Origin of the sequence: Thalassospira sp. CH_XMU1458 (assembly GCF_037027205.1) — a bacterium.
Classification (GTDB): Bacteria; Pseudomonadota; Alphaproteobacteria; order Rhodospirillales; family Thalassospiraceae; genus Thalassospira; species Thalassospira tepidiphila.
This window is the reverse complement of record NZ_JAYMDW010000002.1, coordinates 1,298,820-1,324,739: the sequence shown is the minus strand read 5'-3', so window position 1 is coordinate 1,324,739 and position 25,920 is coordinate 1,298,820. Positions and strand designations below refer to the sequence as shown.

The following is a 25,920-nucleotide window of genomic DNA, read 5'->3' as shown; positions in this document are numbered from 1 at the left end:
ATGCGTAAACCTTGTTCGTCAGTCCGGGTGGCGGGGCAGTCGTGCTTTGAAGGTGCTTAATACATGCCTTCGCGTGGACGCACCTTGTCGCGGACATCGTCGCCGAAGAGGTTTACCAAATCCTGAAGATGGCCGATTTCGGTCTGATTGAGGCCCTTGATCGACATCTTCTTCTTGCCCTGTGTGCCATTCTTGGGCGTATAGGCATTGCCAAAGCCAAGTTTAGTGGCTTCTTTCAGCCGCGATTCGAGCTGCCCGACCGGGCGAACTTCACCCGAAAGGCCGATTTCACCAACAATTACCGTCTCGCCCGGAACCGGCGCATCGGCGACCGCCGAAATCAACGCAGCCGCAACCGCCATGTCGGCCGCTGGTTCACCCACCCGCAAACCACCGGCGACGTTAAGGTAAACATCAAACTGGCTCAGCGGTAGACCACAGCGGGCATCCAGTACAGCCAAAATCATGTTCATGCGCGCAGAGTCCCAGCCAACGACCGCACGACGCGGGGTGGCAAGGGCCGATTGCGCCACAAGCGCCTGAATTTCGACCAGCATCGGGCGCGTGCCCTCAAGCCCGGCAAAGACCGCAGTGCCACTGACCGGGGAATCACGATCTGCCAGAAACAGTGCGGACGGGTTGGGGACTTCGACAAGGCCCGCATCGCCCATTTCAAACACGCCAATTTCATCGGTCGCGCCGAAACGGTTCTTCACCGCGCGCAGGATGCGGAACTGATGACCACGTTCGCCTTCGAAATACAGAACCGTATCGACCATATGTTCCAGCACGCGCGGACCGGCAATCTGGCCTTCCTTGGTGACGTGACCGACTAAAAGCACGGCAAATCCCTTGCGCTTGGCAAGGCGGATGAGTTCCAGCGCACAGGCGCGGACCTGTGAAACCGTGCCCGGTGCACTATCAAGGGTGTCGGCATACATGGTCTGGATCGAGTCAATCACCACCACGTCGTGGCTGCTGGCTTCAAGGGTGGTGATGATGTCGCGCAGGCTGGTGGCAGCGGCAAAATCGACCTTGGATTTTTCAAGGCCTAGACGGGCGGCGCGCATGCGGACCTGATCAACGGCTTCCTCGCCCGAGATATAGGCGCATTTATGCTTGGCGGCCATGGCCCCGACGGCCTGCAAAAGGATGGTTGATTTACCAATCCCCGGATCGCCGCCCACCAACAGGGCCGACCCCGGTACAAGCCCGCCGCCGCAGGCACGATCGAGTTCGGTGATGCCGCTTATGATGCGTTTCGGGCTGGCACTTTCGCCTTCAAGGGCGACGAATTCGATGGTCTTGCCCTTGGCACCCCCGGCAATGCCGCCGGTGGCCTTGGGCCCACTTTCAACGCGCTCTTCCTCGATGCTGTTCCATTCACCGCATGCGTCGCAACGCCCGGTCCATTTGCGGTATTCGGCACCGCAGTTCTGGCAGATGAAACGGCTTTGGGTTTTGGCCACAGAATGCTCCGCAGATCAAAGAAGTGTCAGTAAGGGCTTATGTCGGTCAGGTAACGCTCAGAGATGCTTGAGATCAAGTTCAAGCGGACCTTCGATATCACCGGCAACGAATTGTTGCAAATAGGGGTTATCGGACGTGTCGATATCAGCAACCGGCCCATCCCAGATGATCTTGCCCTGATATAGCATGGCAACCCGATCAGCGATCTTGCGTGCGCTGGCCATATCGTGGGTGATGGTCATCGCACTGGCACCGAGTTCACGGGTGCATTTGACGATCAGATCATTGATGACGTCGCCCATGATCGGGTCAATGCCGGTGGTCGGTTCGTCAAAGAACAGGATTTCCGGCTCCGTCGCAATGGCACGTGCGAGGCCCACACGTTTTTGCATACCGCCCGACAGGGATGCCGGGGACATGTTGGCAATATCAGCCGCCAGACCGACATCCTCAAGCCGTGCAATCGCAAGATCGCGAGCCTTGGCGGGTTTCATGCCCTGACCTTCGATCAGGCCAAAGGCGACATTTTCCCAAACGGTGAGTGAGTCAAAAAGGGCAGCCCCTTGAAACAGCATGCCGGTTTTTGCCAGCATGGCATCGCGTTCGGCCTGTGATGCGGTGGTCATTTCGACCCCGTCCACCTTGATCGATCCCTGATCCGGGGTAAGCAGGCCCAGAACGCATTTCAGCGTAACCGACTTGCCGGTGCCAGAACCGCCAATGATGGCAACCGATTCACCCTTGGCGACATCAAGGTCGACACCCTGAAGCACCTTTTTCGGGCCAAAGCCCTTGTGAACGTTGCGAAGCGATATCTTGGCTGTGTTGCTCATGATCCTGTCAACCGGCCCTTATCGCGTGAAGAACAGTTCGGTGACGATATAGTTCGAAATCAGGATCAGGATGGAGCTTGAAACAACCGCGTTGGTCGTTGCCTGACCAACACCCTGTGCGCCGCCGCGGGAATGATACCCGTGATAGCACCCCATCAGCGTGATGATAAAGCCAAACACGGCGGCCTTCACCAGACCCGAAACCACATCAAGCTGTTCAAGATACTGGAACGTGTTGCGGATATAGGAGCCGTCATTAAAGCCAAGCTTGTTCACACCCACCAGATAACCGCCCATCACCCCGATGATATCGCCGATCAGAACCAGAACGGGCAGGGTGATCAAACCGGCAATCACACGCGGCACGACCAGATATTTGAACGGATTGGTCGACAGGGTCACAAGTGCGTCGATCTGTTCGGTCACACGCATGGTGCCGATTTCTGCGGCAATGGCGGCACCAACACGGCCAGCGACCATGAGGCCAGCCAGCACCGGGCCCAATTCGCGGGTCATGGAAATGACAACCACGGTCGCAACCGCACTTTCGGCCGAAAATCGCGAGAACCCGGAATAGGATTGCAGCGCCAGAACCATCCCGGCAAACAGGGTGGTCATGGCGACAACCGGCAAGGAGAAATAGCCGATTTCACGCATCTGTTTGAAAATCAGGCGGAAATAGATCGGCGGTGTAACCATGTGGCCGATGGTGCGACCCGCAAATACCGTGACGCGACCGACAAGGGCCAAAAAGGTCAGAAACATATGGCCAACCGGCGCAAAGATCGGCATCTGTACTTCGAAGTCCCCTGTTATCGACCTGCCGGAATTGTCTGGCTGGCTATTATGATTTAGCTCTCTGTATAAACCCGCCGGTAGCGATGTCCAAGAGAAGTTAGAATTTCATAACCGATTGTACCAGCAGCAGATGCAACGTCGTCAACCGTCATCTTGTCATCAAGAAGCGACACCATATCCCCGGCCTTAAGCGTTTTGCCCGGAAGGTCGGTAATATCAACCGTGATCGCATCCATCGAAACGCGCCCGACATAGGGAACTTCATGCCCCTTGATGATCAGCTTGCCGGAATTGGACAGTGAACGCAGCCAACCATCAGCATACCCAACTGCAAGGGTGGCGATTTTCGATTTGCGTTTTGCCTGCCAGGTGCCGCCATAACCAACCCTCTGAGGTTCATCGATTTCGCGGACCTGAAGGACTTTGACCTTAAGATTCACGACAGAACGCATCGGGTTGGTGGTTTCCGGCGTCGGGTTTCCGCCCCAAAGGGCGATGCCCGGGCGGCAGAATTCCAGATGGTAGTCATCGTTGCGGAAAATCGCCGACGAGTTACAGAACCCGCGCGGGGCCGGCGGCAGGCGCCGATACCATTTCATGAACAGGTCGTACTGTTCCTTCGTCACCGGGTTTCCGGCCTCGTCAGCCGCAACCGGGTGGGTCATATAACCGGCCTTTTCAAACCCATAAAGCAGGGATGAATAGCGATCGACAAGGTTGCTGACATCAAGCGGCGTCAGGCCAAGGCGGCTCATACCGGTATCAAGATGGATAAAGGCCGGGGCCGGACGTTCATATTCGCGGCACAGGTTTGACCAACGTTCGATCTGTTCAAGATCATTCAGAACCGGGATGACGTCATTTTCAATAAAGAATTCCTCGTCACCGGGCAGGACACCGTTCAGAACCGCAATGCGACCACCACCACGCAACACCGGGAACAGTTCGGCGGCTTCGTTGGCTTGTGCCACAAAGAACAGCCGGCATCCCTGCTTTTTCAGGACCGGGACAATGGTTTCGGCGCCAAGACCATAGGCATTCGCCTTTACCACAGCCGCACAGGTGCGCCCGGTATAGCGTTTGGTCAGGGTTTTGTAGTTGTCGGCAACTGCTTTCAGATTGATTTGCAGTTCCGCGCACTCGGCAGCACGGCCGACGGCGGGAAGAACGGTCATTCGTAATACCCCGTGGAATCCGTTGGTGGATGGGTGGTTGCCCTATCCTCTATTCATATTCTTCTTCTGTGTGATCAAGATCACCAAACTTGGTGTAGTTCCCGTCAAAGAACAGGCGCACGTTGCCTACCGGGCCGTGACGCTGCTTGGCAACAATAACCTCGGCAGTGTTGTAAACGTGGTTCAGGCGTTCCTGCCACTGCGAGTAACGTTCCCCGAACTTGTCGGTGGCTTCTTCCGGGCGCTGGGCCGGTTCGGCACGTTCGAGATAGTACTGTTCGCGATAAATGAACATCACGACGTCGGCGTCCTGCTCGATCGAGCCGGATTCACGAAGGTCGGAAAGCTGCGGACGTTTGTCTTCGCGCTGTTCGACCGCACGTGAGAGCTGCGACAGGGCCAGTACCGGAACTTCGAGCTCCTTGGCAATCGCCTTGAGCATACGGGTAATTTCCGAAACTTCCTGCACGCGGCCATCGCCGCGGAAGTTGGTCGGCGGTGCCAGAAGCTGCAGGTAATCGACGACGATCATCGCAAGGCCGTGCTGACGTTTCAGGCGGCGGCAACGTGTGCGAAGTGTCGATACCGGAAGGGCCGGCGTATCATCGATATAAAGCGGAACGGTATTGAGTTCCTGGGTTGCCAGCAAAAGGCGTTCGAAATCCTGTTCGTTCAGATCACCACGGCGCATGTTATCGCCTGAAACCTCGGCCGCCTGCGACAAAAGGCGCCCGGCAAGCTGTTCGGCCGCCATCTCAAGCGAGAATACGGCAATCGCCCCGGTTCGGGTTTCATCGCGGGTGTCTTCGCCCGCCGCGCGGTTCTGATGCGATGCGATGGCGGCGTTAAAGGCGATGTTCATCGCAAGGGCTGTTTTACCCATCGACGGACGACCGGCAAGGATCAGCAAGTCAGACGGGTGCAAACCGCCAAGCTTGCGGTCGATGTCGCGCAAACCCGTGGTCACACCAACAACGCGCCCGGCGTTTTTATAGGCGTGATCAATGTTCTCATAGGCCTTGGCAAGGGCGGGGCCAAACGCGACAAAGCCCGATTCCGCAGAACCGGCTGTTGCCAGCGAGAACAGTTTCTGTTCGGCTCTTTCGATCTGGTTGGTGGCGTCGGTATCAAGTTCGTACTGGTAGGCTTCGTTGACGACTTCTTCGCCAAGCTCGATCAGTTCGCGTCGCAGATACAGGTCATAGACCAGCTTGCCATAGTCGCTGGCATTGATCACCGAAACCAGATTGTTTGACAGTTCGGCCAGATATTGCGCACCACCGATTTCGGCAAGATGTTCATCCTGCTTGAAATAGGCTTTGAGCGTGACCGGGTTGGCCAGTTGGCCGCGTTCGATCAGCTTGCCGCAAGCCTCAAAGATGCGACCGTGACGCCCATCGGCGAAATGTTCCGGGCGCAGAATATCAGACACGCGCTCGTAGGCGGCGTTGTTATTAAGGATCGCGCCAAGAAGGGCAGCCTCCGCTTCAAAATTGTGCGGCGCCATGCGATCAAGCACCATTTCGGTGTCGGCGCCATGGTCCGGTTCAAGCGGGGCAAAAAGGGCATCTAAATTGGGATCTGTCATGGGCCGAAAAGGTAGCAGGCATCAGCAAGACCGCAAAGAGCTAATCGGTATAACTCATAGCCGGTATTCCGCCAGCGCAGAGGTCGCAAATGCCGCAGGCTCCTGAAATGCTTTGAAAAATCGACGGGCTTTGGCGTTAGGGCAAAAGAAAACGGCACATCCCTGCGGATGTGCCGTTTTCAAATCGTTCGAAGAACCTGCGATTAAGCGTTGGTTTCTTCTTCGTCAGCTTCGATTGCTTCTGCAAGGTCAGCCGGAACTTCTTCTTCGAAGAGTTCTTCAGCGGCTTCGAGGGCTTCCTCTTCTTCCGCTTCCATTTCTTCGATGGTGCCAAGAACAGCAGCACCCTTACGGAGCTGTTCAGCGGCATCTTCTTCGGAACGTGCAACGTTGGCAGTTACCTCAATGATAACTTCCGGGTGCAGGTTGATTTTGACCTGGTGCAGACCAAGGGTCTTGATCGGCTGATCAAGAACGACCTGGGTACGGGCAACAGTGAAGCCTGCTTCGGTTACTGCGTTTGCGATATCGCGGGCAGTGACCGAACCATAAAGCTGGCCAACGTCGGATGCCTGACGAACGACGGTGACTGCGAGTTCACCCATCTTCTCGGAAACAGCTTCTGCTTCCTTACGGCGTTCCAGGTTGTCAGCTTCAAGCTGTGCTTTCTGTGCTTCGAACACAGAGATGTTTGCTTTGGTTGCACGAAGGGCCATGCCCTGCGGCAGCAAGCGGTTGCGGGCGTGGCCCGGCTTGACGGTGACTACGTCACCCATCTGACCGAGTTTTTCTACCCGCTGGAGCAGAATAACTTCCATCACCGATCCTCCTCATTGCTACGGGTCATCGGTTCTTTCCCCCGCAGCCTGATTAAATGCTCAACAATTCCAAGTCCGGTGATCGCGATAAACGACCAGGTGGACAGAACCGCGACGATGTAAAACACCGTCAGAATTACACGTTTTTGCGGCCATCGGGCTGCCTGCCCATGCACCAGCGCCAATCCCTGAAACAGGAACGGCACTGCCAGTACCACCGCGACGTTGCGCGCCACATAAGCCAGCGAACCATCGGCAAAGCCGACCGTAAACCCGGCCAGGGCAAACACAAACAGTGACCAGCCAGGCAAGGCAAAGGTTGCCATACTTGGTGTCGGACGCAGGTTTTTGCCTGCACGCACCAAAATTGCCTGTGCGATTGCGGCATTGGCGAACAGCATCAGAAGCCAGCTCACCGCTGCAATCGCCGGGAAGTAAGTCTGGAACATACCAATCAGACCCTGAACATCGGATGTCATAGGGACACCCATTTCCGAGTACATCTGGCTCAGGAACTTCGCGATGAAGTCCTGAATGTCCACACCTTCCGCCGTCAGTGTTCCGGTAACGAAGATCATTACCGTAGCGACCATGACGGCCATGGCACTTACGACAATTCCGGAAGGCAGAAAGGCAAGATTGCCATTTTGATCTTTCCGGACGACCAGCGCCATGCGGGTCAACAACATCGCCGGTCCGGCAAACACGACCATAAAGACCGTGAAAGGCAGTAATCCCCCCATAAGAATGAGGGCAATACATGCGGCAAATGCCGCAACCAGCAGGCGTTTGGGCCCTTGCCACAATCCCGTAAGGAAAAGCGGCAGATGCCCGAAGTATGAAAGCAAAAGAGCAAACGGATTTCCTGATAGAACCAGCAGGAACAGAACGGCACTGCCAAGTCCGGTCCCAATCGCTATGAGGGTGTCACGTTGCATCATTTACTCCCGGCCCGAGACCTCAAAAGGGTCTCTTGCCGACTGCCTCAGACCTGGTCTGCGTAGGGCAGCAGCGCCAGGAAGCGTGCACGCTTGATGGCTTTCGCCAGTTCGCGCTGCTTCTTGGCCGAAACCGCAGTGATACGGCTCGGAACGATTTTGCCGCGTTCGGAAACGAAACGCTGCAGCAGTTTGACATCTTTGTAGTCAATCTTCGGCGCATCATCACCCGAGAACGGGCAGGTTTTACGACGACGGAAAAACAGACGACGTCCAGCCATGATATTATCTCCTCGCTATCTGTTAGCCGTTCTGACGGGGACCGCCACGGCGATTACCGCCACGGCCGCCGCGCTCGTCGCGGTTGCGCAGAATGGCAGACTGTTCTTCTTCGAACTCGTCAACCTTGACAGTCATCTGACGCAGAACGTCTTCGTTCAGGCGCATCTGACGCTCGTATTCCGCGATCGCGTCTTTGTCAGCTTCGATCTGGAAGAGAGTATAGTGGCCTTTGCGGTTCTTTTTGACACGGTATGCCAGGGAACGCAGACCCCAATATTCGGTTTTGGCGATTTTGCCGCCGAGACCTTCGATGGTCTGGGTCAGCTTTTCGTTCAGACTTTCGACCTGTGCGGTCGAGAAGTCCTGACGTGCGATAAACACGCTTTCGTATTTGCTCATAATACTCCTATTACTCCTTTTGGCTTATCTCTTCCTGCATGACCTCGTGCCATGCAGGCATAGCCGGACAATCCCGGCAAGGAGCCGTGAGACGGCGGAATATACACTTTTCGCCCATGAGTGCAACGCCAAATGCAGCTTTTTGCCGATTACGGGATAGCGCGATGGCTTTGACAGTATCGGCAGAAACCTGCGTGTTTCTGGCATCGATCTGTCACGGGCTGAGCATTGCGGTTTCGGGATAACCGACATGCACGCGATTGTGAAGGCGGTGTTTGTCCCTGCATTCAATGCATCTTCGGACTTAAAGCGACGGCAGGCCTTGGTTTTCCATAGGGGCTACGGCGGTGGAGCTTGTGGATGCGGGGCGTGGGGGATTGTGCGCTGCGCAACAGCCAGTCCTTCGTAAATGACGCAAAATATGCCATAAACGCGCAAATCGGGTCTCAAACCCGAAAGTCACACTATTGTTCACTATTGTTATAGTGTGATCGCGACGTGCAGTTTTAGGGCGTAAAAAAAATCAAACCAACTGCGCCCATCAGGTTTCAGTTCTTGACAGTGCGCTTGCGCACGCTATCAAGGGTGGCTCAATTTCAAGGGGCCGGATTTCGGCACAGTCTTCGTAGAAGCGGACAAGGGTTTATTTAATATAATGACACGCGCACTCGTTTTCCCCGGACAGGGGTCGCAAGCGGTAGGTATGGGCAAGGAACTGGCAGACGCATTTCCGGTCGCCCGCGAAGTTTTCCAGGAAGTTGATGATGCGCTTTCGCAAAAGCTTAGCGCGTTGATGTTTGAAGGTCCGGAAAACGAACTGACCCTGACCGAAAACGCGCAGCCGGCTTTGATGGCGGTCAGCCTTGCGGTGACCCGTGTTCTGGAAAAAGAAGGCGGCTTTACCCTGACCGATAAGTGCGACCTTGTTGCTGGTCATTCCCTTGGCGAATATTCCGCCCTTGCAGCAGCAGGCACCTTTGCCATTTCCGATGCCGCGCGCCTTTTGAAAATCCGTGGTCAGGCGATGCAGGCCGCCGTTCCGGTGGGTGTTGGCGCGATGGCAGCCCTTCTTGGTCTTGATTATGTCGATGCGGTTGCGGTTGCCGAAGAAGCAGCACAAGGTGAGGTTTGCACTGCCGCCAATGACAATGCCAGCGGGCAGGTTGTTGTTTCCGGTCACAAGGCCGCTGTGGAACGCGCGATTGAGATCGCCAAGGAAAAGGGCGCAAAGCGCGCTGTGTTGCTGCCGGTATCGGCACCGTTCCATTGTGCCCTGATGCAGCCGGCAGCCGATCGCATGGCAGAGGCGCTTGGCGCTGTGACCATGAATGCACCGGGCAAGCCGGTGGTGGCCAACGTGACCGCAGAAAAAACTGACGATCCGGAAACCATTCGTAAACTCCTTGTAGAGCAGGTTTGCGGCACCGTGCGCTGGCGTGAGTCGGTTCTTTATATGAAAGAGCAGGGCATCACCGATCTGGTAGAGATCGGCGCAGGCAAAGTTTTGACCGGCATGGTACGCCGTATTGACCGCGATCTGAGCGGTACGGCTGTGAATGGTCCGGCAGATATCGAAGCATTCCTCGGCGCTCTGTAAGAGTGTCCGGAACACGAACGAACCCAAAGGGAACGAAAATTTATGTTTGATCTTGCAGGGAAAACAGCACTCGTAACCGGTGCGACCGGCGGTATCGGTGGCGAAATCGCCAAGGTTCTGGCCGAAGCTGGTGCGAAGGTTGCTCTGTCGGGGACCCGTCAGGAACGCCTCGAAGCGGTTGCTGCTGAAATCGGTGGCAACGCGGTTGTTGTTCCGGCCAACCTTTCGGATAAAGAATCGGTCGACGGCCTGATCAAAAATGCCGAGGAGGCCCTTGGTGGTCAGCTTGATATTCTGGTCAACAATGCCGGAATTACCCGTGATCAGCTTGCCATGCGTCTCAAGGACGAAGACTGGCAGGCGGTTCTTGATGTGAACCTGACCTCTGCCTTCAAGCTTGCGCGCAATTCGCTGCGCGGCATGATGAAACGCCGCCACGGCCGTATTATCAACATCACCTCGATCGTTGGTGTGACCGGCAACCCGGGCCAGACCAACTATGCCGCTGCCAAGGCCGGGATGATCGGTTGGTCAAAATCGCTGGCGCAAGAGGTTGCGGCGCGCGGAATTACGGTTAACTGTGTGGCACCGGGCTTTATTACCACGGCCATGACCGAAGAACTCGGAGATGCCCAGAAAGAAAAGCTTTTGGGCGGTATTCCGGCAGGTCGCATGGGCGACAGCAAAGAGATCGCAGCAGCGGTTCTGTATCTTGCAAGTGACGAAGCAGCTTATGTCACAGGACAGACCTTGCATGTGAATGGCGGAATGGCGATGATTTAACCCGTTGCGGGTTGCCTTCTTTTCTGTTTAAAAGAGGCCGCTATACCAAATATTGAAACTGGCGATTGTTCGTTGCCGGTTTCCGGTTCCCGGGAACTCCTTCAATAGGGGGACACAACGGGTACCACGTGTAAACTAACTGACAGAAAACCTATTGAAGGATTTGAGCTATGAGTGATGTCGCAGATCGCGTGAAGAAGATCGTTGTCGAGCACCTCGGTGTTGAAGAAGACAAGGTCACTGAAAACGCAAGCTTCATCGACGATCTGGGCGCAGACAGCCTGGACACCGTTGAGCTGGTTATGGCGTTTGAAGAAGAATTCGGTTGTGAAATTCCGGATGACGCGGCTGAAAAAATTCTGACCGTTAAAGACGCGATCGACTTCATCGAAAAGGCGGACAGCTAAGTTTGCTGTTAGACATGGGCGCCTAGAGGGCATCCTCAGGCGCCCTTTTCGTCTTTGCTGGATTCATAGAATAAAGGCGTAATGCGGGATGAGACGCGTAGTTGTTACCGGTATTGGTGCTGTTACTCCGCTTGCTAGCGGGGCACTGAATACTTGGCAGAAACTGCTGAACAGCCAATCCGGGATCAAAAGCATCGATACGTTTGACGTGTCGGATATCCCTGCCAAAATCGCAGGCCTCGTGCCGCGCGGTGAGGGTGACGGACTTTTCAACGCTGAAGATCATGTCTCGATCAAAGACATGAAGAAAATGGACGATTTCATCGTCTATGGGATTGCTGCTGCTGATCAGGCGATTGCGGATTCTGGCTGGAAGCCGGAAACCGACGAAGATCAGGAAGCAACCGGCGTTTTGATCGGTTCGGGGATCGGTGGGTTGCCCAAGATTTCCGAGGCAACTGATCTGGTCAATAACGGCAAGACCCGTCGTGTCAGTCCGTTCTTCATTCCGTCTTGTCTGATTAACCTGGTTTCAGGTCAGGTTTCGATCAAACACGGTCTTAAAGGTCCGAACCATGCGGTGGTTACCGCCTGTTCGACCGGTGCACACGCCGTTGGCGACGCATCGCGCATGATTATGCTTGGCGATGCCGATGTCATGGTTGCGGGTGGTGCCGAAGCTGCTGTTTGCCGTCTTGGCATGGCGGGCTTTGCTGCTGCACGTGCGCTTTCGACCAGTTACAACGACACACCGACCGAAGCATCCCGTCCGTGGGATGAAGGCCGTGACGGTTTCGTCATGGGCGAAGGTGCAGGCTGTGTCGTTCTTGAAGAATACGAACACGCCAAGGCGCGTGGGGCGCGGATTTATGCCGAAGTTGCCGGTTACGGCATGTCGGGTGATGCCTATCACATCACCGCACCGGCCGAAGACGGCAATGGCGGCTTCCGTTCGATGCGCAATGCCATCCGCAATGCGGGTTTGAACCCGGAAGACGTTGATTACGTCAACGCGCACGGCACCTCGACTCCGCTGGGTGATGAAATCGAACTGGGTGCGGTCAAACGCCTGTTCGGTGATCATGCCCAGAAAATGTCGATGTCTTCGACCAAATCGGCAACCGGTCACCTTCTGGGTGCTGCCGGTGCGATTGAAGCAGTGTTCTCGATCCTTGCGATCCACGAAGGCGTTGTTCCGCCGACGTTGAACCTGCGCAATCCGTCCGAGGCATGCAAAGGCATCGATCTGGTTCCGCTTGAAGCCAAACAGCGTAAAGTCAATGTCGCTCTGTCGAACTCGTTCGGCTTTGGCGGCACCAACGCATCGCTTGTTTTCAAGGCCGTTTAAACAGCAGAGCAACCCCCGGGAGCATTCCCTTGAAGCGTTTTCTGCTTTTTATTGGCTTTCTGATCATCACCGCTGCTCTCGCCACAGGTGGGGCAGCGGTGTATGTTTATGTGCAATACACATCGCCGAGCAATTTGGCGCAGGAACGCGACATCATCATCCCGCAGGGGACCGGTGTACGCGGTATTGCCGAGATTTTCCAACGTGAAAACATCATCACCGAGCCGCTGATCTTCCTTGCCGGGGTTCGCGTCAGTCAGCTTGACCGGTCACTGCGTGCGGGGGAATACCACTTCCCGGCCCGGGTCAGCCCGAAACAGGCTGCTGAAATTCTGGCCTTTGGGGATACGGTCAAACGGTTCGTCACCATCCCCGAAGGTCTTCGTTCCGGCGAAATTGTCGATCGGATCAATCTGGTGGATGGGTTGAGTGGCGAGATCACTGATATTCCGGCCGATGGCACCTTGTTGCCCGAAACCTATCAGTTCTCGTTTGGCGATACGAAGCAAAGCATCATTGATCGTATGCGCGCAGCCCACGATGAAATGGTCAAACAGCTTTGGCCGGGCCGTCAGGACGGATTGCCGTTCGACACCATTGAAGAGGCGGTTATTCTGGCATCCATCGTGGAACGCGAAACCGGTGTTGCTGGTGAACGGGCGCGGGTTGCAGGCGTGTTCATCAATCGCCTGCGACGCGATATGCGTCTGCAGTCTGATCCGACAGTTGCCTATGCGCTCAGCCCGGACAAGCGTCTTGAACGTCCTTTGACACGCAAGGACTGGCGTTTTGAGAGCCCCTATAACACCTATGTCACCAGCGGCCTGCCGCCCGGACCGATTACCAATCCGGGGCGCGATGCGTTTTATGCCGTGCTGCATCCGGCTGCGACCGAAGATCTGTACTTCGTCGCAGACGGGACGGGTGGGCATGCCTTTGCCAGAACCCTTGATGAGCATAATCGCAACGTTGCCAAGTGGCGGCGCATCCGCGACGGGCAGTGATCACGACGAAGAGTTTGGACCAAATGATAAAGGCGGCATCAATCGGATGCCGCCTTTATGCTTGCTAGTGTTTGCCGTGGCTATCGGGCGATGATGTTTTCTTCGGGATCTGGGATGCCGCAAGATCCATCAACCATTGCGGTGTCATCTTAAGCATTCCGATGATCAGGTTCATTTGCCACGGGAAGGCGATCATGCCCTTGTTGCGTTCAAGGCCCCGCACGATCTTCTTTGCGGCCTTGTCGGCCTGCATGAAGAAGGGCATCGGGAAATCATTGGCATCAGTGATGCGGCTTTTAACAAAGCCCGGGCAGATAACATTGACCTTCACCCCATCGGGCGCCAATGCACCACGCAATCCCTCGCCGTAAACCCGGACAGCCGCCTTGCTGGCGCAATAGGCCGGGGCAGAGGGCAATCCACGCCAGGATGCCTGGGAGGCGACCAATGCGACCTGACCGCGTCTGCGCGCACGCATGACCTTGATCGCCGGATCAATCGTGTTCAGGACACCGGCAACGTTGGTGGCAAAGATATCGCGAACCTGTTCGGGGCTTTCGCCAAGGCCACCCGTACCTGCCGAAATGCCGGCATTGGCAATAACGAGGCTGAGCTGCGCAATTTCATCGCAATGGGTGACATAGGCGTCCATGGTTTCGCGAGACGTCACATCGAGAACATCGGCATAAACATTGGCCCCGGCGGCGCGGCAATCATTTTCCACCAGTTGCAAGCGTGTTTGATTGCGACCGCTGATAAAAAGGGTCACGCCGGTGCGCGCGAAATGGCGGGCCAGGGCAGCGCCAATACCCGAACTGGCACCGGTGATCAGAATGGCATCGTACTGAAAGGACATTGTTGCTCGTACTGGGTTTTGAAATAAGGAAATTGATTTTTGCGGAACATGCTGCAGCAATAGGGCAGCATTATGAAATACGGCTTATGTTTACCATATTGTCGTTATCGCGTGATGATCGGTGTTCACCCTTGGCGGGACACGGGCCAATGGTTATAAACGCCCAAACACAAAAGCGAACTGGATGAAAAGATGACCGTTTCAAGCATGACCGGATTTGCGCGCGTTGATGGCGCTGCCGATGGTTTCGGCTGGACCTGGGAACTGCGCAGCGTCAATGGCAAGGGGCTTGATGTTCGCTTGCGTCTGAATGGCGGGTTTGAGCGTCTTGAAGCCAAGGTGCGCGATGCGGTTTCCAAGCGGTTCAAGCGCGGCAATATGGGCGTGACCCTGAATGTTACGCGTTCCGGCGATAGCAATGCCTATTCAGTGAACCGGGAACTGCTTTCCGAACTGGTCCAGATCGCTGAGGAGTTTGACAATACCAGCAGCCTGTCGGCAGGCACCATTGCAGATCTGATGAATGTGCGCGGCGTGCTTGAGGCCTATGAGCCACAGGAAGACGAAGCAACCCGGGACGCCAATGATGCCGCCGTGCTGGCAAGCCTGAATGAGGCCATCGATCAGATGGCCGCCCACCGGGCAGAAGAGGGCGAAAAACTTGACGCCATGCTGCGCGGCCATGTCGATAATATCGAGGCGACTGTTACACGTGCTGAAAACTGCGAATCAGCGCGTGCCGACGCCATCAAGGATCGTCTGAAACGCCAGGTCGAAGAATTGATGGATGCGGGCAAGTTCGACCCCGAACGCCTGCATCAGGAAGCAGCGATTTTGGCGACCAAGGCCGACATCCGCGAAGAGATTGATCGTCTCAAAGCCCATATCAGTGCAGCACGTGATATGTTGACCAAGGGTGGCGCAATCGGGCGTAAGCTTGACTTCCTGTGCCAGGAGTTCAATCGCGAGGCCAATACGCTGTGCTCAAAGGCCAATGATATTGAACTGACCAATTGCGGCATGGAGCTTAAAGTGATCATTGATCAGCTCCGCGAGCAGGTCCAGAACGTCGAATAAGCGGCAGGGAAGGAAACATCATGATCGATCCGCATAACCGCCGTGGCGTGATGCTGGTGTTCTGTGCGCCGTCCGGTGCCGGTAAAACGACCATCACCCGTCAGTTGCTTGAAAATGATGACAAGATCTCCTTGTCTGTTTCGGCAACAACTCGTGCAGCCCGCCCCGGCGAAGAAGAGGGTACTCACTACTTTTTCAAGTCGGTCGACGATTTCAAACATATGATTGCTGATGACGCACTGCTGGAATGGGCAGAGGTGTTTGGCAACTACTATGGCACGCCCATTGGGCCGGTTGAAAAGGCGCTGTCGGAAGGCCGCGATGTGCTGTTTGACATCGATTGGCAGGGGGCCCGCCAACTGCGCGACAAGGGCGGCGATGACGTTGTATCGGTCTTTATCCTGCCGCCGTCATCGGGTGAGTTGGAACGCCGCCTGCGTGATCGCGGCCAGGACGCCGATGACGTGATTATGAAACGCATGGCCAAGGCCGGTGCGGAGATCAGCCATTGGGAAGAATTTGACTATGTGCTGATCAATGATGATCTCGATCGTTGCATCGCCGATGTTCAGCACATTATCGGTGCCGAACGCATCAAGCGCGAACGCCAGACGGGCTTGCCGGGCTTTGTCAAAAAACTTCTGACAGACTGATACCGGATACGAAAATGGCCGCTTTACGAAGCGGCCATTTCATCATGAACCTGTGTCAGGCGGACAAAATCCGCAACACTGAGTTCCTCGGCCCTGACAGTTTCGGTAATCCCGGCCTTTGCAAGCAATTCACCAACATTGATGTTCAGGGTCTTAAGGCTTGCGCGCAGCATCTTTCGCCGTTGACCAAATGCGGCCTGGGTAATTTTGGCAAGGCTATCAAGATTGATGTCGGTGCAACGATCTGCCTTGGGGCGGAGTTGCACGACGGCAGAGGTCACCTTCGGCGGTGGGGTAAAAGCACTGCGGTGGACATCAAACAGGATGTCGCAGTCACACAGATACTGACACAGCACGGATAGACGTCCATAGGCTTTGCTTTTCGGGCGAGCGACGACGCGCTCAGCCACTTCCTTTTGAAACATCAGGGTCAGGCTGGCGAACTGATCAATCTGCATCAGCCAGCCCAGCAATAGTTGCGTGCCGACATTATAGGGCAGGTTGGCGACGATCTTGCGCGGGGCCGGGCCCAATGTTGTGACATCGACCTCAAGCGCATCGCCATCAATGACGTGAAGCGCACCGGGGTAATGATTGCTGATCTGTTCCAGAACCGGTTGGCAGCGCGGATCACGCTCGATCACGGTCAGGTTCTTTGCACCGTTAAACAGCAACGCACGGGTCAGGCCGCCGGGCCCCGGACCGATTTCAATCACGGTGGCATCATCAAGCGGTGCGGCCGCACGGGCAATGCGCCCGGTCAGGTTCAAGTCAAAAAGGAAGTTCTGGCCGAATTTCTTTTGCGCGGAAAGATCATGGGTTGCGATCACTTCGCGCAGCGGCGGAAGGCCATCATTGGCAAGCTTGCCAGTATTGTCATTGTCTTCTGACACGTCGGTCAGGCTCCTGTCGCAAGGCGTTTTGTTGCCATTTCTGCTGCCATCTTCAGGGCCGCAATCAGGCTATCGGGGCGCGCGATGCCTTTGCCGGCGATATCAAGTGCTGTGCCATGATCGGGCGATGTTCTGATAAATGGCAATCCCAGCGTGACATTCACACCACCATGGAAATCAAGCGTCTTGACCGGTATCAGGGCCTGATCGTGGTAGGGGCAGAGCGCAACGTCGTAATTGGCGCGTGCCTCTTCATGGAACAAGGTGTCGGCCGGTAGGGGGCCGACAACATCCACACCTTCATCACGCAGTTGTTTGACGGCTGGGGCCATGATGGTTTTTTCTTCGCTACCCATTGTGCCATCTTCGCCCGCATGCGGGTTCAGCCCGGCGATGGCAAGGCGCGGCTTGGCGATCCCGAAGGCAGTTTGCAATGACTGATGCGTGATCCGGCAACGCTCGACAATCAGCTCGGTTGTCAGCTGTGTCGGGACATCCTTGAGCGGGATATGGATGGTTAGCGGCACCACGCGCAGTTTGCTGTTGGCCAGCATCATGACGGGGATTGTGCCCGGTCCTGCGAGCTCTGCCAGAAACTCGGTATGGCCGGGATGGCGGAAACCGGCTTCATACAATGCACTTTTCTGGATCGGGTTGGTGACGACGGCACTTGCCTTGCCCGTGCTCGCCAGTTCGACGGCCTTTGTGATGCTCTCAATCACGACGCTTGCGGTTTTGGGTGATGCTACACCTGAAACGACTTCGGTCCCGCTATCTGTGATTTCCAGAACCGGCAGGGCATCCTTAAAAACGGACGTGGCTTCGTGGATTGTCCGGATCACGCGCACCGGAACATCAGTACCGCTTCGGCCGATTGCTTGAGTGATCGTGCTTACAGGCGAGATCAGGCAAAATGGTGCAAGCTCATCCTGCGTGCGACGCAGCCATGCATTGATGGCAAGCTCGGGGCCAATGCCGCCGGGCTCGCCGATCGTCAATGCGATGGGGTCGCGTTCTGTCATCTTGCTATCGGGGTCCTGTCGACCGGATCAGATCCGGATATCAATAAATGCCTGGCGGCGCAGTTCACGAAGTTTGCGGCGTGCCAGAATATCAAGACGTTCCAACCGCAGACGGTTTTCAATGTCCTGACGGCTGGGCAGGTTGCTTTCTTCTGTAATGTTACAAATCATCACCATCAACGCACCGCCATCAACCTGAATAATGTTGGACGGTGTTCCTTCATCAAGATTGGTGACGGCTTGGCGGATCGGCCCAGAAAGTTCGCCGGGCGAAATGCCTTCCATCTTGCCGCTCAGATCAGATCCAAGGTCGACAGCAACATTCGCCATGGCGTCACAGCTATTTGCCGTTTCACGGGTGTTTTGCAGGACTGCGATTTTGGCGTCAATCTGGTCTTGCGGCATGTCACCGCTAATCGGGACAAACAGCTGATAAAGGTCCAGTCTGGTATCAGTAACAGCATCTGTGTCACCAACGCGGCGATCCAGCAGTTTGACGATGTAATATCCGCGGACGGTCTGGACCGGCGCACTTACGTCACCGGGTTGCAGCTGGTTGACCGCCTGCTGCAAGTCAGCCGACATTTCACCGGCGTACAGCCAACCAAGGTCGCCACCATTGGCGGCACTTGCACTGGCTGAGAACTGTCGTGCTAGGCCCGCAAAATCCGCGCCCTTGTTCAGGGCATCACGGATTTCTTGCGCAGTTTGGTAAACGCGCGTGCTGTCCTGTGGGTTATCAACAGGCAGGAAGATTTCCTGAACGCGGTTGCGCGGCTTGTTCTGGTTGCTGATGATGCGTTCAAGCGTATCGTCGATCTCGGCTTCGGAAATCTGAACTTCACCCCGCATGCTGCCGAGAACTTTTTGCCAGGCGACCTGCGGGCGGATCTGATTTTCAATCGTTCCGGATGCGATTTGCCGTTGCGACAGATACCTGTCGAGCATGCCGTCGGGAAGGCCGGCATTCTGCTCGATCATTGATTTGCCTCGCGCTATGTCTTCATCGGTGACTTCGATGCCACGACGCTCGGCTTCCTGCAGTTGCAGCTTTTCATTGATCAGTTGCTGCAAAATCTGCGGCGCCATCTCGTTGCTGCGCTGAGGTGTCATCTCGATGTTGGAGGAGACGGCAACAAGCTTGATGCGTTCAACCAGATCGATGATCGAAATCGGTTCGTCATTGACAACCGCAGCGACGCCAACTGGCGACTGGGCGCGGACAGGGATCGCATACGTTAGAAGCACAATAGCAGTGAGTAGGGCGACGAGTTTTGCGTTATTGAGCATCGAAAGTTTAAAAAACATCTTTGGTTACAACCCGGCTGCAGATTCGAATTCGCCCAGTGTCTTAAATACAAGACGGAAAATAAAGTCGTCGGACTCTCCTAGGTCCTGATCACGATAGAAGGTTCGGCGGATGCGTCCATCAAATATGAAACACTCGTCCTCATAGACGAATCCGACACCGTATTCTAGCGGGTCTGATTGATCGATGTCGTATCGCCCATATGCACGCCCAGACCAATACTCGCTGAATTGCCGTTGCGCCTGAAAATAGAACTCTTCACGTTCATCAAATTCTTCACTGCCAGCGTCGTCGGTGAAATGAACATAAGTAGTATTGATACGCAAGGTGTCCATTGAACCGGCACTTGCCGTTACCTGATTTCTGCGAGCCGAAAAATCCTCGTTTGAAAGACGATAACGGTAAGTGAGATCAAGGTACCGGTTAGGCGCCACAGTTACGCGCCCGACATAGTCTGAAAGATGTTCATCTAGTCCGGAGCCTGCTGCGAAAGTATCATTTTCATTTGCGCGGTAGCTTTGGCCAAACATCGCGCTGGTATAGCCGCCCTGAGGTCCGTAGATACCCCACTCAAGGCCATAACTTGCCCTGAAACCGTCCTCTGCGCGATCCAGACCGCCAAACCTGTCATGGGAGAACAAGTTGATGTCATCCAGTTCAAATGATTGCGAATCCTCGTTCGGGATCTCATCCGGATTACCGCCGTTCGGAGACCAAGCTGCCATGGCGATTGGGGTTATGACTTGTTGGTACTGCCCTTGGTTGCTTACGAACGGCATCTGCCAGTCAATTGCAGCCAGTGGCAGCAGGCGTCCCGTATATCCACTGTAGTTTTCTCTATTATTGCGAGATACGTCTGATACGAGGTAGTTGTCACTTCGGACGGAGAGACTAAGTTTGGTGACATCCCCCATTGTGCCGACGTGAGGGAGCTCCCAACCGGCTTTGGCAGACACACGATGCGAATTGGTACCCTCATCGCGGGTCAAGGAGAGGCCATCCAAGTCCAAGGTTGTTATGCTACCGTATTTTGCTGGCGCGGATTGTCCGTGAAACTGCAGATGCGGCAAAACAATGGGGGTCGTGTCCCGGTCATCATCACTCTTCAGCCCTTGGAAGTAGTATGCATCAGCGCGCGTGTAGCTGGCGCCGCGAAACCCCTCGGAAAATAGATTCGAAGTCAGGACGGAAGGTGAGCCAAACCCATACCGTGAAAGATATGTTTTTTCTGATGCTTGTTCGGCGTCAAAGCCCCAACGCCACGTCGGATCGATATCAAACCGTCCTTTGGCATCAATATGGCCTTGCCAGTCATCCTCACTGTCTCTTGTGACGCTGTTGACGACGTCGAATTCTCCACTGTCCAGACGCTGTCTGTACTCATTTGCGAGGACAGGCCCTTCATCGGTTGTATAGGTCGGCGTGAAAGTCATGTCCTTGCTTTCGTCGATCGACCAGTAATAGGGTTGGCTGAAGTAGCTTCCAACGTGGCTGGTGCTGCCGAATGACGGTGCAAGCAAACCTGACTGCCGTTTTACGGTGGGGTCTGGATGCTGAAAATATGGGGTGTAGAGAACAGGAATACCTGCGACTTCAAGACGAGCGTCTTCGTATTCCACGGTTTTACTTTCTGAATCATGCAGCACGCGCGCCGCGCGAATGCGCCAAAGCGGTATTGAACCACTTCCATTGTCTTCGCAAACTTTGCAGGGGGAATAAACTGCTTTGGCAATTTCGGTAAAGTTCCCGCCGCTGCGGCGGGCACCTGCACCGGCGATCCGGGTGTTCTCATCCAACAGGACATAAATGTCCTGAACGATCCCTTCCTTGAAATCGCCGCTCAGTTCGACGTAGCTAGCGAAGGTGACTTCGCCCGTCGGTTCAGTGATACTGACATTTCCCGAAGCCGTGAGAACATCCTGTGTTCGGTCATAACTCACCGTATCCGCAAGCAATATACGTCCCTCCCGGGAAATTTCGACATTCCCACGCGTGGTGACAGTTTGGAGTTCCTGATTGTAATCGACCTCGTCGGCACTGAACAAAATGGCTGGTTCCGGCGTAGGAACTTCTGAGCCAGTTGTTTGTGCAGTGGCAGAATGCAAGCTCGCAAGACCACCAGCAAGGAAAATCCCACAGCCCAGAATGGTGCTGGTCACAAGTTTTTTTATCATTCCCCCCGCCATGACCATAGGCTAGCCATCCTCAAGATGTAGCAATGTTGTAACCCCGAGCAACAGAGAAATTCCAGCTGGCGCCCACGCCGACAAAATCGGAGGAATTCCGCCGGAAACGCCCAAAGCTGAAATCACATCCGTGCAAAAATACAGAATGAAGCCGGTTGCTACCCCCCCTCCGATAACAAGGGATGCGCGCCGACGTCGAGAAAATTTAAGGCAAAATGCAGCCGCGATCAAAACCATGGCACATAAAAGTAAAGGTCTCGACAACAGGCTGTGAAAATGGATGCGGTGACGGGTGGCATTAAAACCAGCGCGTTCAAGCAGTGTGATGAAGGGCTTCAGATCCCAGAATGACATCGTTTCCGGTGAAGCGAAACTGTCCTGTATCTTCCGCGCAGTCAGGTTCGTTGGCAGCATCATTTCTTCTGCAAACGTGCTGGCCTGACCAGGGACGAAGCTCCATGAATCATAGAAACGCCAAGTTCCCGGTTCGAGAACAGCCCGACCGGCATCGACCCGCATCGTGAAATCATCCGCATCTTCAAAACGGAAGATTGTCACGTTTCGAAGATCAAGTTGGTCGCCCTGCTGGTTGCTGACCGATCGTGCAAAAATAACTGCCTGACCATCTTGGGTGCCTTGACGTAACCAGAGACCGCTTGAAGACAGGTTCATGACACTTGCGTTGTTCTGCAAATAACGTGCTTCGAGCGTTTCGTATTTCTGTAGCAGAATCGAAGATAGAGGATTGAGTGCACCTACCTGAATGCTGCCGAGAATTAGAGCGCACAGGATTGGTGGGAGCATGAATTGCCATGCTGAAACTCCCGCCGCGCGCGTCACTACAAGCTCCTGATTGCCGGTCAGTTTCCAGAATGAAAACATCGAACCGAACAGGACGGCAAAAGGAAGGACCTTCTCTGTCATGAACGGGATTCGACTGGTTGCCATTTGCAGTACAATGCCGACTGTGGCGTCGGGCTTGTTGCCCGCCCGCCGGAGCAGTTCAATGGTGTCACCGATCAGGATTAAACCGATCAGGAGGGCAAGAATAGCCAGAACTGAAATCAGGACATGCTTGCCGAAATACCATGTCAGAAGCGGTGAAATCCTCATGCTTCTGCCTCTTGGCTTATTGCGCGCCGCGCCTTGATCACTGGGCCGCGGAATGTCCAATACAGCCCCAATGCAATTGGGATTGCTGCATTCATGTACATCAATGGAACGAGAGCAGGATTCTTGGCAGCCAAATTTTTCACCGCAATGCCTGTTGCCTGACAAACGACCATCACACCAATCGCAACCAACAGTCTTCCCGTTTGGCCGCGTCGCGAGAAACTGCTTGAAACAAGAACGGCCAACGCGATGCTGGCAAAGGAAATGGCATTCAGGGGAGAGATCAGGCGATCATGTCCCTCTGCTCGGAAAGAACCCAAGTCGTGTTGTGCAATATCCGGTGGTGTTCCCGTTAAAAGATTATACACACTGCGCTCGCGGGCTTCCTGATAACGCAGTCCTTCTTCCGCAGAACCTTGCGCAATATCAACCGCATAGCGATCGAAATAAAGAATCGACATGGTGCCATCCTCGGCATTGACTTCTTGGCGGTTGCCATCGAGCAGTACAATACGTGGACCCTCGTCAGTCCTCAGCAAAGCGCCATGTTTGGCCATCATGGTCGTTTGGGCATCGGGCTCACGTGCGTCATGCACCAGAATGCCCAGCAATTCGTTATCGCGACCGACCTCGCGAACGTAAATGGTCAGGCCGTCAATGTCGGTGAAGCTGCCTTCCTGCAACAGCACCGATGAGAAATCATTGCGGATCGAGAATTGCAGTTCCTTGAACTGTGTGTAGCTGTAGGGAAGGTAAAACAGTGTCAGGAAATAGCAGACTGCCGTCGACAGAAGTGCGACAATCAGTGCCGGCTTGGCGAGTGCCCACTGGCTCAACCCCGCCGAGCGCATGACGATGAGTTCGCGGTCCTGGATCAGTTTGTTGTAGGTAAAGACAATAACGAAAAACAGGGCGATCGGAATAATGATCGTCAGAAAGCTTGGCAGCAGCAGGGATGTCAGCTGCAAAAAGACCGAGATCGACAAGCCCCGATTCACAATCATTTCAACAAAGCGCAAGCTTTGTGAAAGCCAGATCACACACAGAAGCCCCAGTGTGACAAAGACCATCATGATCAATTGCTGTTTGAGCATATATCGGGTTAAGCGATTCATTGGGCGGATTATAGAGAAGCAATCAAAAACCGAAACAGGAAATTGTCGTCAAACCCGTTCAAATCTTGCGGGATTTCCGAATGTTGGTCGGTCGACGTGGTTAAGATCGGATGGGTTGAATAGGTGCACTAAAAAAGTCGCACCACCGTTCTGCATTTGCGGAGATGGTGCGACGTTGTGATGGTTAAAAAGCGCGGCAAAATTATGACTGCGGTTAAAGCAATTCCGTTTCCGTACAATTCCTGATCTGTGCCGCCATGAAAGCAGCCTCTGGCAGGAGTTGAGTGAAAAAGAACATACAGCTTTTTTTCTTTGCCTTGCGCAGGTCTTCTGGTGTTTCGGTGTCGTTCAGAGCGCCAAGAGAGCGCAGCATCAGCCATCCGGAAATGCACAGGGCAGCCTGACGCAAATATGGTGTGGCAAGCACTTGTGCCATATCAGCATCCGCAGCACAGCGTTCCAACACGCACTCCGTTGAATTTTCGAGATCGACGATTGCGTGATCCAGTTCACGGCGTGCCTTGGCGAGGTCGCTTGTTTCATCGATATCTTTCAGGCTGCGGATCGCCTCCTTGATATCTGCAAGCATTGCCGTCAGCGCAGTCGCCTTATCCCTAAGCACCTTGCGTCCGATGAAATCAAGCGCCTGAATGCCGTTGGTGCCCTCATAGATCGGGGCAATACGGGCGTCGCGAAGGTGCTGGGCTGCCCCGGTTTCCTCGATAAAGCCCATGCCGCCGTGGATCTGCACACCAAGCGATGCATTGTCGACGCCAATATCCGTTGCCCAACCTTTGACCAGCGGAATCAAAAGGTCGGCACGCGCCTGTGCTGCCGCACGATCCTGTTTGTCAGAAAGATGGTGAGCAAGATCAAGCTGCGCGGCGGTATAAAGCGAAAGTGCGCGCGCGGCATCGGTCGAGGACCTTATGCGCATCAACATGCGCTGTACATCGCCGTGGACTGCGATCGGCGCCTCTTCGCCGGTTTTGGCATCCCGTCCCTGTTTGCGCGTGTTGGCATAATCAAGCGCCTGCTGATAGGAGCGTTCGGAAATGGCGACACCCTGTTGGCCAACGGCAAGCCTTGCGTTGTTCATCATGGTGAACATATAGGCCAGTCCCTTGCCTTCTTCGCCAACCAAAAAGCCGGTCGCACCGCCTTTGTCGCCAAACTGCAGAACCGCCGTCGGGCTGCCATGAATGCCAAGCTTGTGTTCAAGCGACACACAGGTGACGTCGTTGCGTGCGCCGATTTTACCACTGTCCGAGACCAGATATTTGGGAACGATAAACAGTGAAATGCCTTTGACACCGGCCGGGGCATCGGGCGTTCGGGCCAGAACAAGATGCACGATGTTCTCGGTCATCTCGTGATCGCCATAGGTAATGAAGATCTTTTGGCCGGAAATTTTGTAGCTGCCATCCTCTTGCAAAACGGCTGTACTGCGCACTTTCGAGAGGTCCGATCCGGCTTGTGGTTCGGTCAGGTTCATGGTGCCAGTCCATTCACCTGATATCATGCGCGAAAGATACAGTTCACGCTGTTGGTCCGATCCATGGGCAATAAGGGCCTCAATCGCGCCGGATGTCAGCATCGGGCAAAGCGCAAACGCCATGTTTGCCGCCTGCCACATTTCGGCAACTGCAGCGCCAAGCAATATTGGCAAGCCCATGCCGCCCTCGCTTTCCGGCGCGGATATGCCTTGCCAACCGCCTTCACAGAATTGCGCATAGGCCTCGTTCCAGCCTGTCGGTGTGCGAACAGTACCGTCCTCAAGAATTTTTGCGCCTTCCTTGTCGCCAACACGATTGAGCGGGGAGAGGACGGAGGCAGCAAATTTCCCTGCTTCTTCAAGGATTGCGTCAACCAGATCCGCACTGGTTTCACCATAGGGTGGCAGGTTGGAAACCGTATCCAGACCAATCACGTCATGGATCAGAAAACGGATATCTGAAATGGGGGGCGTAAAGTCGCTCATGAAAAAAGACGTCTCCCTGAAATGTGAGCCGCCCGCTCGGAACAGTCGGCTTTTTGCCAACCTTGTTTTATTGCCTCGTAGCATAACGACCCGATCCCGCAAGATCGAGTCTGATTCGTGCAGTCGGGCGACAGGACGCATTCAACATTGGTTTAAGTCACGCTTTGTGGCTTTCACACTGGCGAAATGACAAAAGACTACCGATATGTTCCCAAGACCCAAGTTCGATGCCTTAAACAGGTAAAAGTTGCGTGATCTGGTATCTATTATTTGCC

General features: G+C 54.8%; 24 protein-coding genes. 7 read left to right on the top strand and 17 right to left on the bottom strand.

Features of this window, described 5'->3' with window-relative positions; all coding sequences use genetic code 11:
* Positions 1–56: 56 nt before the first annotated feature.
* The 9 genes from radA to rpsF form a co-directional block, all read right to left on the bottom strand.
* Positions 57–1,469 carry a DNA repair protein RadA gene (gene radA, locus WBY09_RS13555; RefSeq protein WP_063088371.1) on the bottom strand — a complete coding sequence of 471 codons (1,413 nt, stop codon included), beginning with the start codon at positions 1,467–1,469 and terminating at the stop codon, positions 57–59.
* 57 nt (positions 1,470–1,526) lie between these two features.
* On the bottom strand, positions 1,527–2,303 hold the full coding sequence (locus WBY09_RS13550; RefSeq protein WP_064781622.1) for an ABC transporter ATP-binding protein: 777 nt from the start codon (positions 2,301–2,303) through the stop codon (positions 1,527–1,529).
* 18 nt (positions 2,304–2,321) lie between these two features.
* A complete protein-coding gene (locus tag WBY09_RS13545) occupies positions 2,322–3,095 on the bottom strand; it encodes an MlaE family ABC transporter permease (RefSeq protein ID WP_008890538.1) in 774 nt (257 codons plus the stop codon).
* A 59-nt stretch (positions 3,096–3,154) separates the two neighbouring features.
* Positions 3,155–4,276 carry an alanine racemase gene (gene alr, locus WBY09_RS13540; RefSeq protein WP_120226201.1) on the bottom strand — a complete coding sequence of 374 codons (1,122 nt, stop codon included), beginning with the start codon at positions 4,274–4,276 and terminating at the stop codon, positions 3,155–3,157.
* 49 nt (positions 4,277–4,325) lie between these two features.
* On the bottom strand, positions 4,326–5,864 hold the full coding sequence (locus WBY09_RS13535; RefSeq protein ID WP_008890540.1) for a replicative DNA helicase: 1,539 nt from the start codon (positions 5,862–5,864) through the stop codon (positions 4,326–4,328).
* Positions 5,865–6,067: 203 nt separating this feature from the next.
* Positions 6,068–6,682 (bottom strand): 50S ribosomal protein L9, encoded by a 615-nt coding sequence (gene rplI / locus WBY09_RS13530; protein ID WP_336232999.1) that lies wholly within the window; start codon positions 6,680–6,682, stop codon positions 6,068–6,070.
* Positions 6,682–7,620: a DUF2232 domain-containing protein gene (locus WBY09_RS13525; RefSeq protein WP_063088484.1), complete on the bottom strand. Its 939-nt coding sequence runs from the start codon at positions 7,618–7,620 to the stop codon at positions 6,682–6,684. Before WBY09_RS13525 ends, rplI begins: the two co-directional genes overlap by 1 nt.
* Before the next feature lie 47 nt (positions 7,621–7,667).
* Positions 7,668–7,901, bottom strand: coding sequence for a 30S ribosomal protein S18 (gene rpsR, locus WBY09_RS13520; protein WP_008890543.1), 234 nt, complete (start codon positions 7,899–7,901; stop codon positions 7,668–7,670).
* A gap of 22 nt (positions 7,902–7,923) precedes the next feature.
* Positions 7,924–8,301, bottom strand: coding sequence for a 30S ribosomal protein S6 (rpsF, locus tag WBY09_RS13515; RefSeq protein ID WP_008890544.1), 378 nt, complete (start codon positions 8,299–8,301; stop codon positions 7,924–7,926).
* 655 nt (positions 8,302–8,956) lie between these two features.
* Here rpsF and fabD point away from each other — a divergent pair.
* From fabD to mltG, 5 genes are all read left to right on the top strand, one after another.
* Positions 8,957–9,898 (top strand): ACP S-malonyltransferase, encoded by a 942-nt coding sequence (fabD, locus tag WBY09_RS13510; protein ID WP_008890545.1) that lies wholly within the window; start codon positions 8,957–8,959, stop codon positions 9,896–9,898.
* Between the two features lie 42 nt (positions 9,899–9,940).
* On the top strand, positions 9,941–10,681 hold the full coding sequence (gene fabG, locus WBY09_RS13505) for a 3-oxoacyl-[acyl-carrier-protein] reductase (protein ID WP_008890546.1): 741 nt from the start codon (positions 9,941–9,943) through the stop codon (positions 10,679–10,681).
* A 170-nt stretch (positions 10,682–10,851) separates the two neighbouring features.
* Entirely contained in the window at positions 10,852–11,088 is a 237-nt protein-coding gene (locus tag WBY09_RS13500; protein ID WP_008890547.1) for an acyl carrier protein, read from the top strand.
* Between the two features lie 88 nt (positions 11,089–11,176).
* On the top strand, positions 11,177–12,436 hold the full coding sequence (fabF, locus tag WBY09_RS13495; protein WP_336232997.1) for a beta-ketoacyl-ACP synthase II: 1,260 nt from the start codon (positions 11,177–11,179) through the stop codon (positions 12,434–12,436).
* A gap of 29 nt (positions 12,437–12,465) precedes the next feature.
* Positions 12,466–13,440, top strand: coding sequence for an endolytic transglycosylase MltG (gene mltG / locus WBY09_RS13490; protein ID WP_336232996.1), 975 nt, complete (start codon positions 12,466–12,468; stop codon positions 13,438–13,440).
* A gap of 64 nt (positions 13,441–13,504) precedes the next feature.
* On the opposite strand, the gene WBY09_RS13485 is transcribed toward mltG, so the two are convergent.
* A complete protein-coding gene (locus WBY09_RS13485; RefSeq protein WP_286792249.1) occupies positions 13,505–14,296 on the bottom strand; it encodes an SDR family NAD(P)-dependent oxidoreductase in 792 nt (263 codons plus the stop codon).
* Positions 14,297–14,488: 192 nt separating this feature from the next.
* On the opposite strand from WBY09_RS13485, the gene WBY09_RS13480 reads away from it, so the two are divergent.
* Together WBY09_RS13480 and gmk are read left to right on the top strand one after the other, a co-directional pair.
* Positions 14,489–15,373, top strand: coding sequence for a YicC/YloC family endoribonuclease (locus WBY09_RS13480; protein WP_120226205.1), 885 nt, complete (start codon positions 14,489–14,491; stop codon positions 15,371–15,373).
* Positions 15,374–15,393: 20 nt separating this feature from the next.
* Positions 15,394–16,026 carry a guanylate kinase gene (gene gmk / locus WBY09_RS13475; RefSeq protein ID WP_064781615.1) on the top strand — a complete coding sequence of 211 codons (633 nt, stop codon included), beginning with the start codon at positions 15,394–15,396 and terminating at the stop codon, positions 16,024–16,026.
* Between the two features lie 23 nt (positions 16,027–16,049).
* On the opposite strand, the gene rsmA is transcribed toward gmk, so the two are convergent.
* The 7 genes from rsmA to WBY09_RS13440 all read right to left on the bottom strand — a co-directional run bounded on the left by rsmA (position 16,050) and on the right by WBY09_RS13440 (position 25,645).
* Positions 16,050–16,919, bottom strand: coding sequence for a 16S rRNA (adenine(1518)-N(6)/adenine(1519)-N(6))-dimethyltransferase RsmA (rsmA, locus tag WBY09_RS13470; protein ID WP_064781614.1), 870 nt, complete (start codon positions 16,917–16,919; stop codon positions 16,050–16,052).
* 5 nt (positions 16,920–16,924) lie between these two features.
* On the bottom strand, positions 16,925–17,941 hold the full coding sequence (gene pdxA, locus WBY09_RS13465; protein ID WP_064781613.1) for a 4-hydroxythreonine-4-phosphate dehydrogenase PdxA: 1,017 nt from the start codon (positions 17,939–17,941) through the stop codon (positions 16,925–16,927).
* Between the two features lie 27 nt (positions 17,942–17,968).
* Positions 17,969–19,249 (bottom strand): peptidylprolyl isomerase, encoded by a 1,281-nt coding sequence (locus WBY09_RS13460; protein ID WP_336232994.1) that lies wholly within the window; start codon positions 19,247–19,249, stop codon positions 17,969–17,971.
* A gap of 6 nt (positions 19,250–19,255) precedes the next feature.
* A complete protein-coding gene (locus tag WBY09_RS13455; RefSeq protein ID WP_336232993.1) occupies positions 19,256–21,424 on the bottom strand; it encodes an LPS-assembly protein LptD in 2,169 nt (722 codons plus the stop codon).
* A gap of 21 nt (positions 21,425–21,445) precedes the next feature.
* Positions 21,446–22,549, bottom strand: a complete 1,104-nt coding sequence (gene lptG / locus WBY09_RS13450) for an LPS export ABC transporter permease LptG (protein WP_064781610.1) — start codon at positions 22,547–22,549, stop codon at positions 21,446–21,448.
* Positions 22,546–23,643 carry an LPS export ABC transporter permease LptF gene (gene lptF / locus WBY09_RS13445; RefSeq protein ID WP_064781609.1) on the bottom strand — a complete coding sequence of 366 codons (1,098 nt, stop codon included), beginning with the start codon at positions 23,641–23,643 and terminating at the stop codon, positions 22,546–22,548. Before lptF ends, lptG begins: the two co-directional genes overlap by 4 nt.
* Before the next feature lie 235 nt (positions 23,644–23,878).
* A complete protein-coding gene (locus tag WBY09_RS13440) occupies positions 23,879–25,645 on the bottom strand; it encodes an acyl-CoA dehydrogenase (RefSeq protein ID WP_336232991.1) in 1,767 nt (588 codons plus the stop codon).
* Positions 25,646–25,920 lie beyond the last annotated feature (275 nt).

Bases quoted from the DNA above. Each gene is read 5' to 3' on its own strand.
- WBY09_RS13550 (WP_064781622.1), bottom strand. From the start codon at position 2,303: ATGAGCAACACAGCCAAGATATCGCTTCGCAACGTTCACAAGGGCTTT.
- WBY09_RS13545 (WP_008890538.1), bottom strand. From the start codon at position 3,095: ATGCCGATCTTTGCGCCGGTTGGCCATATGTTTCTGACCTTTTTGGCC.
- alr (WP_120226201.1), bottom strand. From the start codon at position 4,276: ATGACCGTTCTTCCCGCCGTCGGCCGTGCTGCCGAGTGCGCGGAACTG.
- WBY09_RS13535 (WP_008890540.1), bottom strand. From the start codon at position 5,864: ATGACAGATCCCAATTTAGATGCCCTTTTTGCCCCGCTTGAACCGGAC.
- rplI (WP_336232999.1), bottom strand. From the start codon at position 6,682: ATGGAAGTTATTCTGCTCCAGCGGGTAGAAAAACTCGGTCAGATGGGT.
- WBY09_RS13525 (WP_063088484.1), bottom strand. From the start codon at position 7,620: ATGCAACGTGACACCCTCATAGCGATTGGGACCGGACTTGGCAGTGCC.
- rpsR (WP_008890543.1), bottom strand. From the start codon at position 7,901: ATGGCTGGACGTCGTCTGTTTTTCCGTCGTCGTAAAACCTGCCCGTTC.
- rpsF (WP_008890544.1), bottom strand. From the start codon at position 8,301: ATGAGCAAATACGAAAGCGTGTTTATCGCACGTCAGGACTTCTCGACC.
- fabD (WP_008890545.1), top strand. From the start codon at position 8,957: ATGACACGCGCACTCGTTTTCCCCGGACAGGGGTCGCAAGCGGTAGGT.
- fabG (WP_008890546.1), top strand. From the start codon at position 9,941: ATGTTTGATCTTGCAGGGAAAACAGCACTCGTAACCGGTGCGACCGGC.
- WBY09_RS13500 (WP_008890547.1), top strand. From the start codon at position 10,852: ATGAGTGATGTCGCAGATCGCGTGAAGAAGATCGTTGTCGAGCACCTC.
- fabF (WP_336232997.1), top strand. From the start codon at position 11,177: ATGAGACGCGTAGTTGTTACCGGTATTGGTGCTGTTACTCCGCTTGCT.
- WBY09_RS13485 (WP_286792249.1), bottom strand. From the start codon at position 14,296: ATGTCCTTTCAGTACGATGCCATTCTGATCACCGGTGCCAGTTCGGGT.
- WBY09_RS13480 (WP_120226205.1), top strand. From the start codon at position 14,489: ATGACCGTTTCAAGCATGACCGGATTTGCGCGCGTTGATGGCGCTGCC.
- gmk (WP_064781615.1), top strand. From the start codon at position 15,394: ATGATCGATCCGCATAACCGCCGTGGCGTGATGCTGGTGTTCTGTGCG.
- pdxA (WP_064781613.1), bottom strand. From the start codon at position 17,941: ATGACAGAACGCGACCCCATCGCATTGACGATCGGCGAGCCCGGCGGC.
- WBY09_RS13460 (WP_336232994.1), bottom strand. From the start codon at position 19,249: ATGTTTTTTAAACTTTCGATGCTCAATAACGCAAAACTCGTCGCCCTA.
- WBY09_RS13455 (WP_336232993.1), bottom strand. From the start codon at position 21,424: ATGATAAAAAAACTTGTGACCAGCACCATTCTGGGCTGTGGGATTTTC.
- lptG (WP_064781610.1), bottom strand. From the start codon at position 22,549: ATGAGGATTTCACCGCTTCTGACATGGTATTTCGGCAAGCATGTCCTG.
- lptF (WP_064781609.1), bottom strand. From the start codon at position 23,643: ATGCTCAAACAGCAATTGATCATGATGGTCTTTGTCACACTGGGGCTT.
- WBY09_RS13440 (WP_336232991.1), bottom strand. From the start codon at position 25,645: ATGAGCGACTTTACGCCCCCCATTTCAGATATCCGTTTTCTGATCCAT.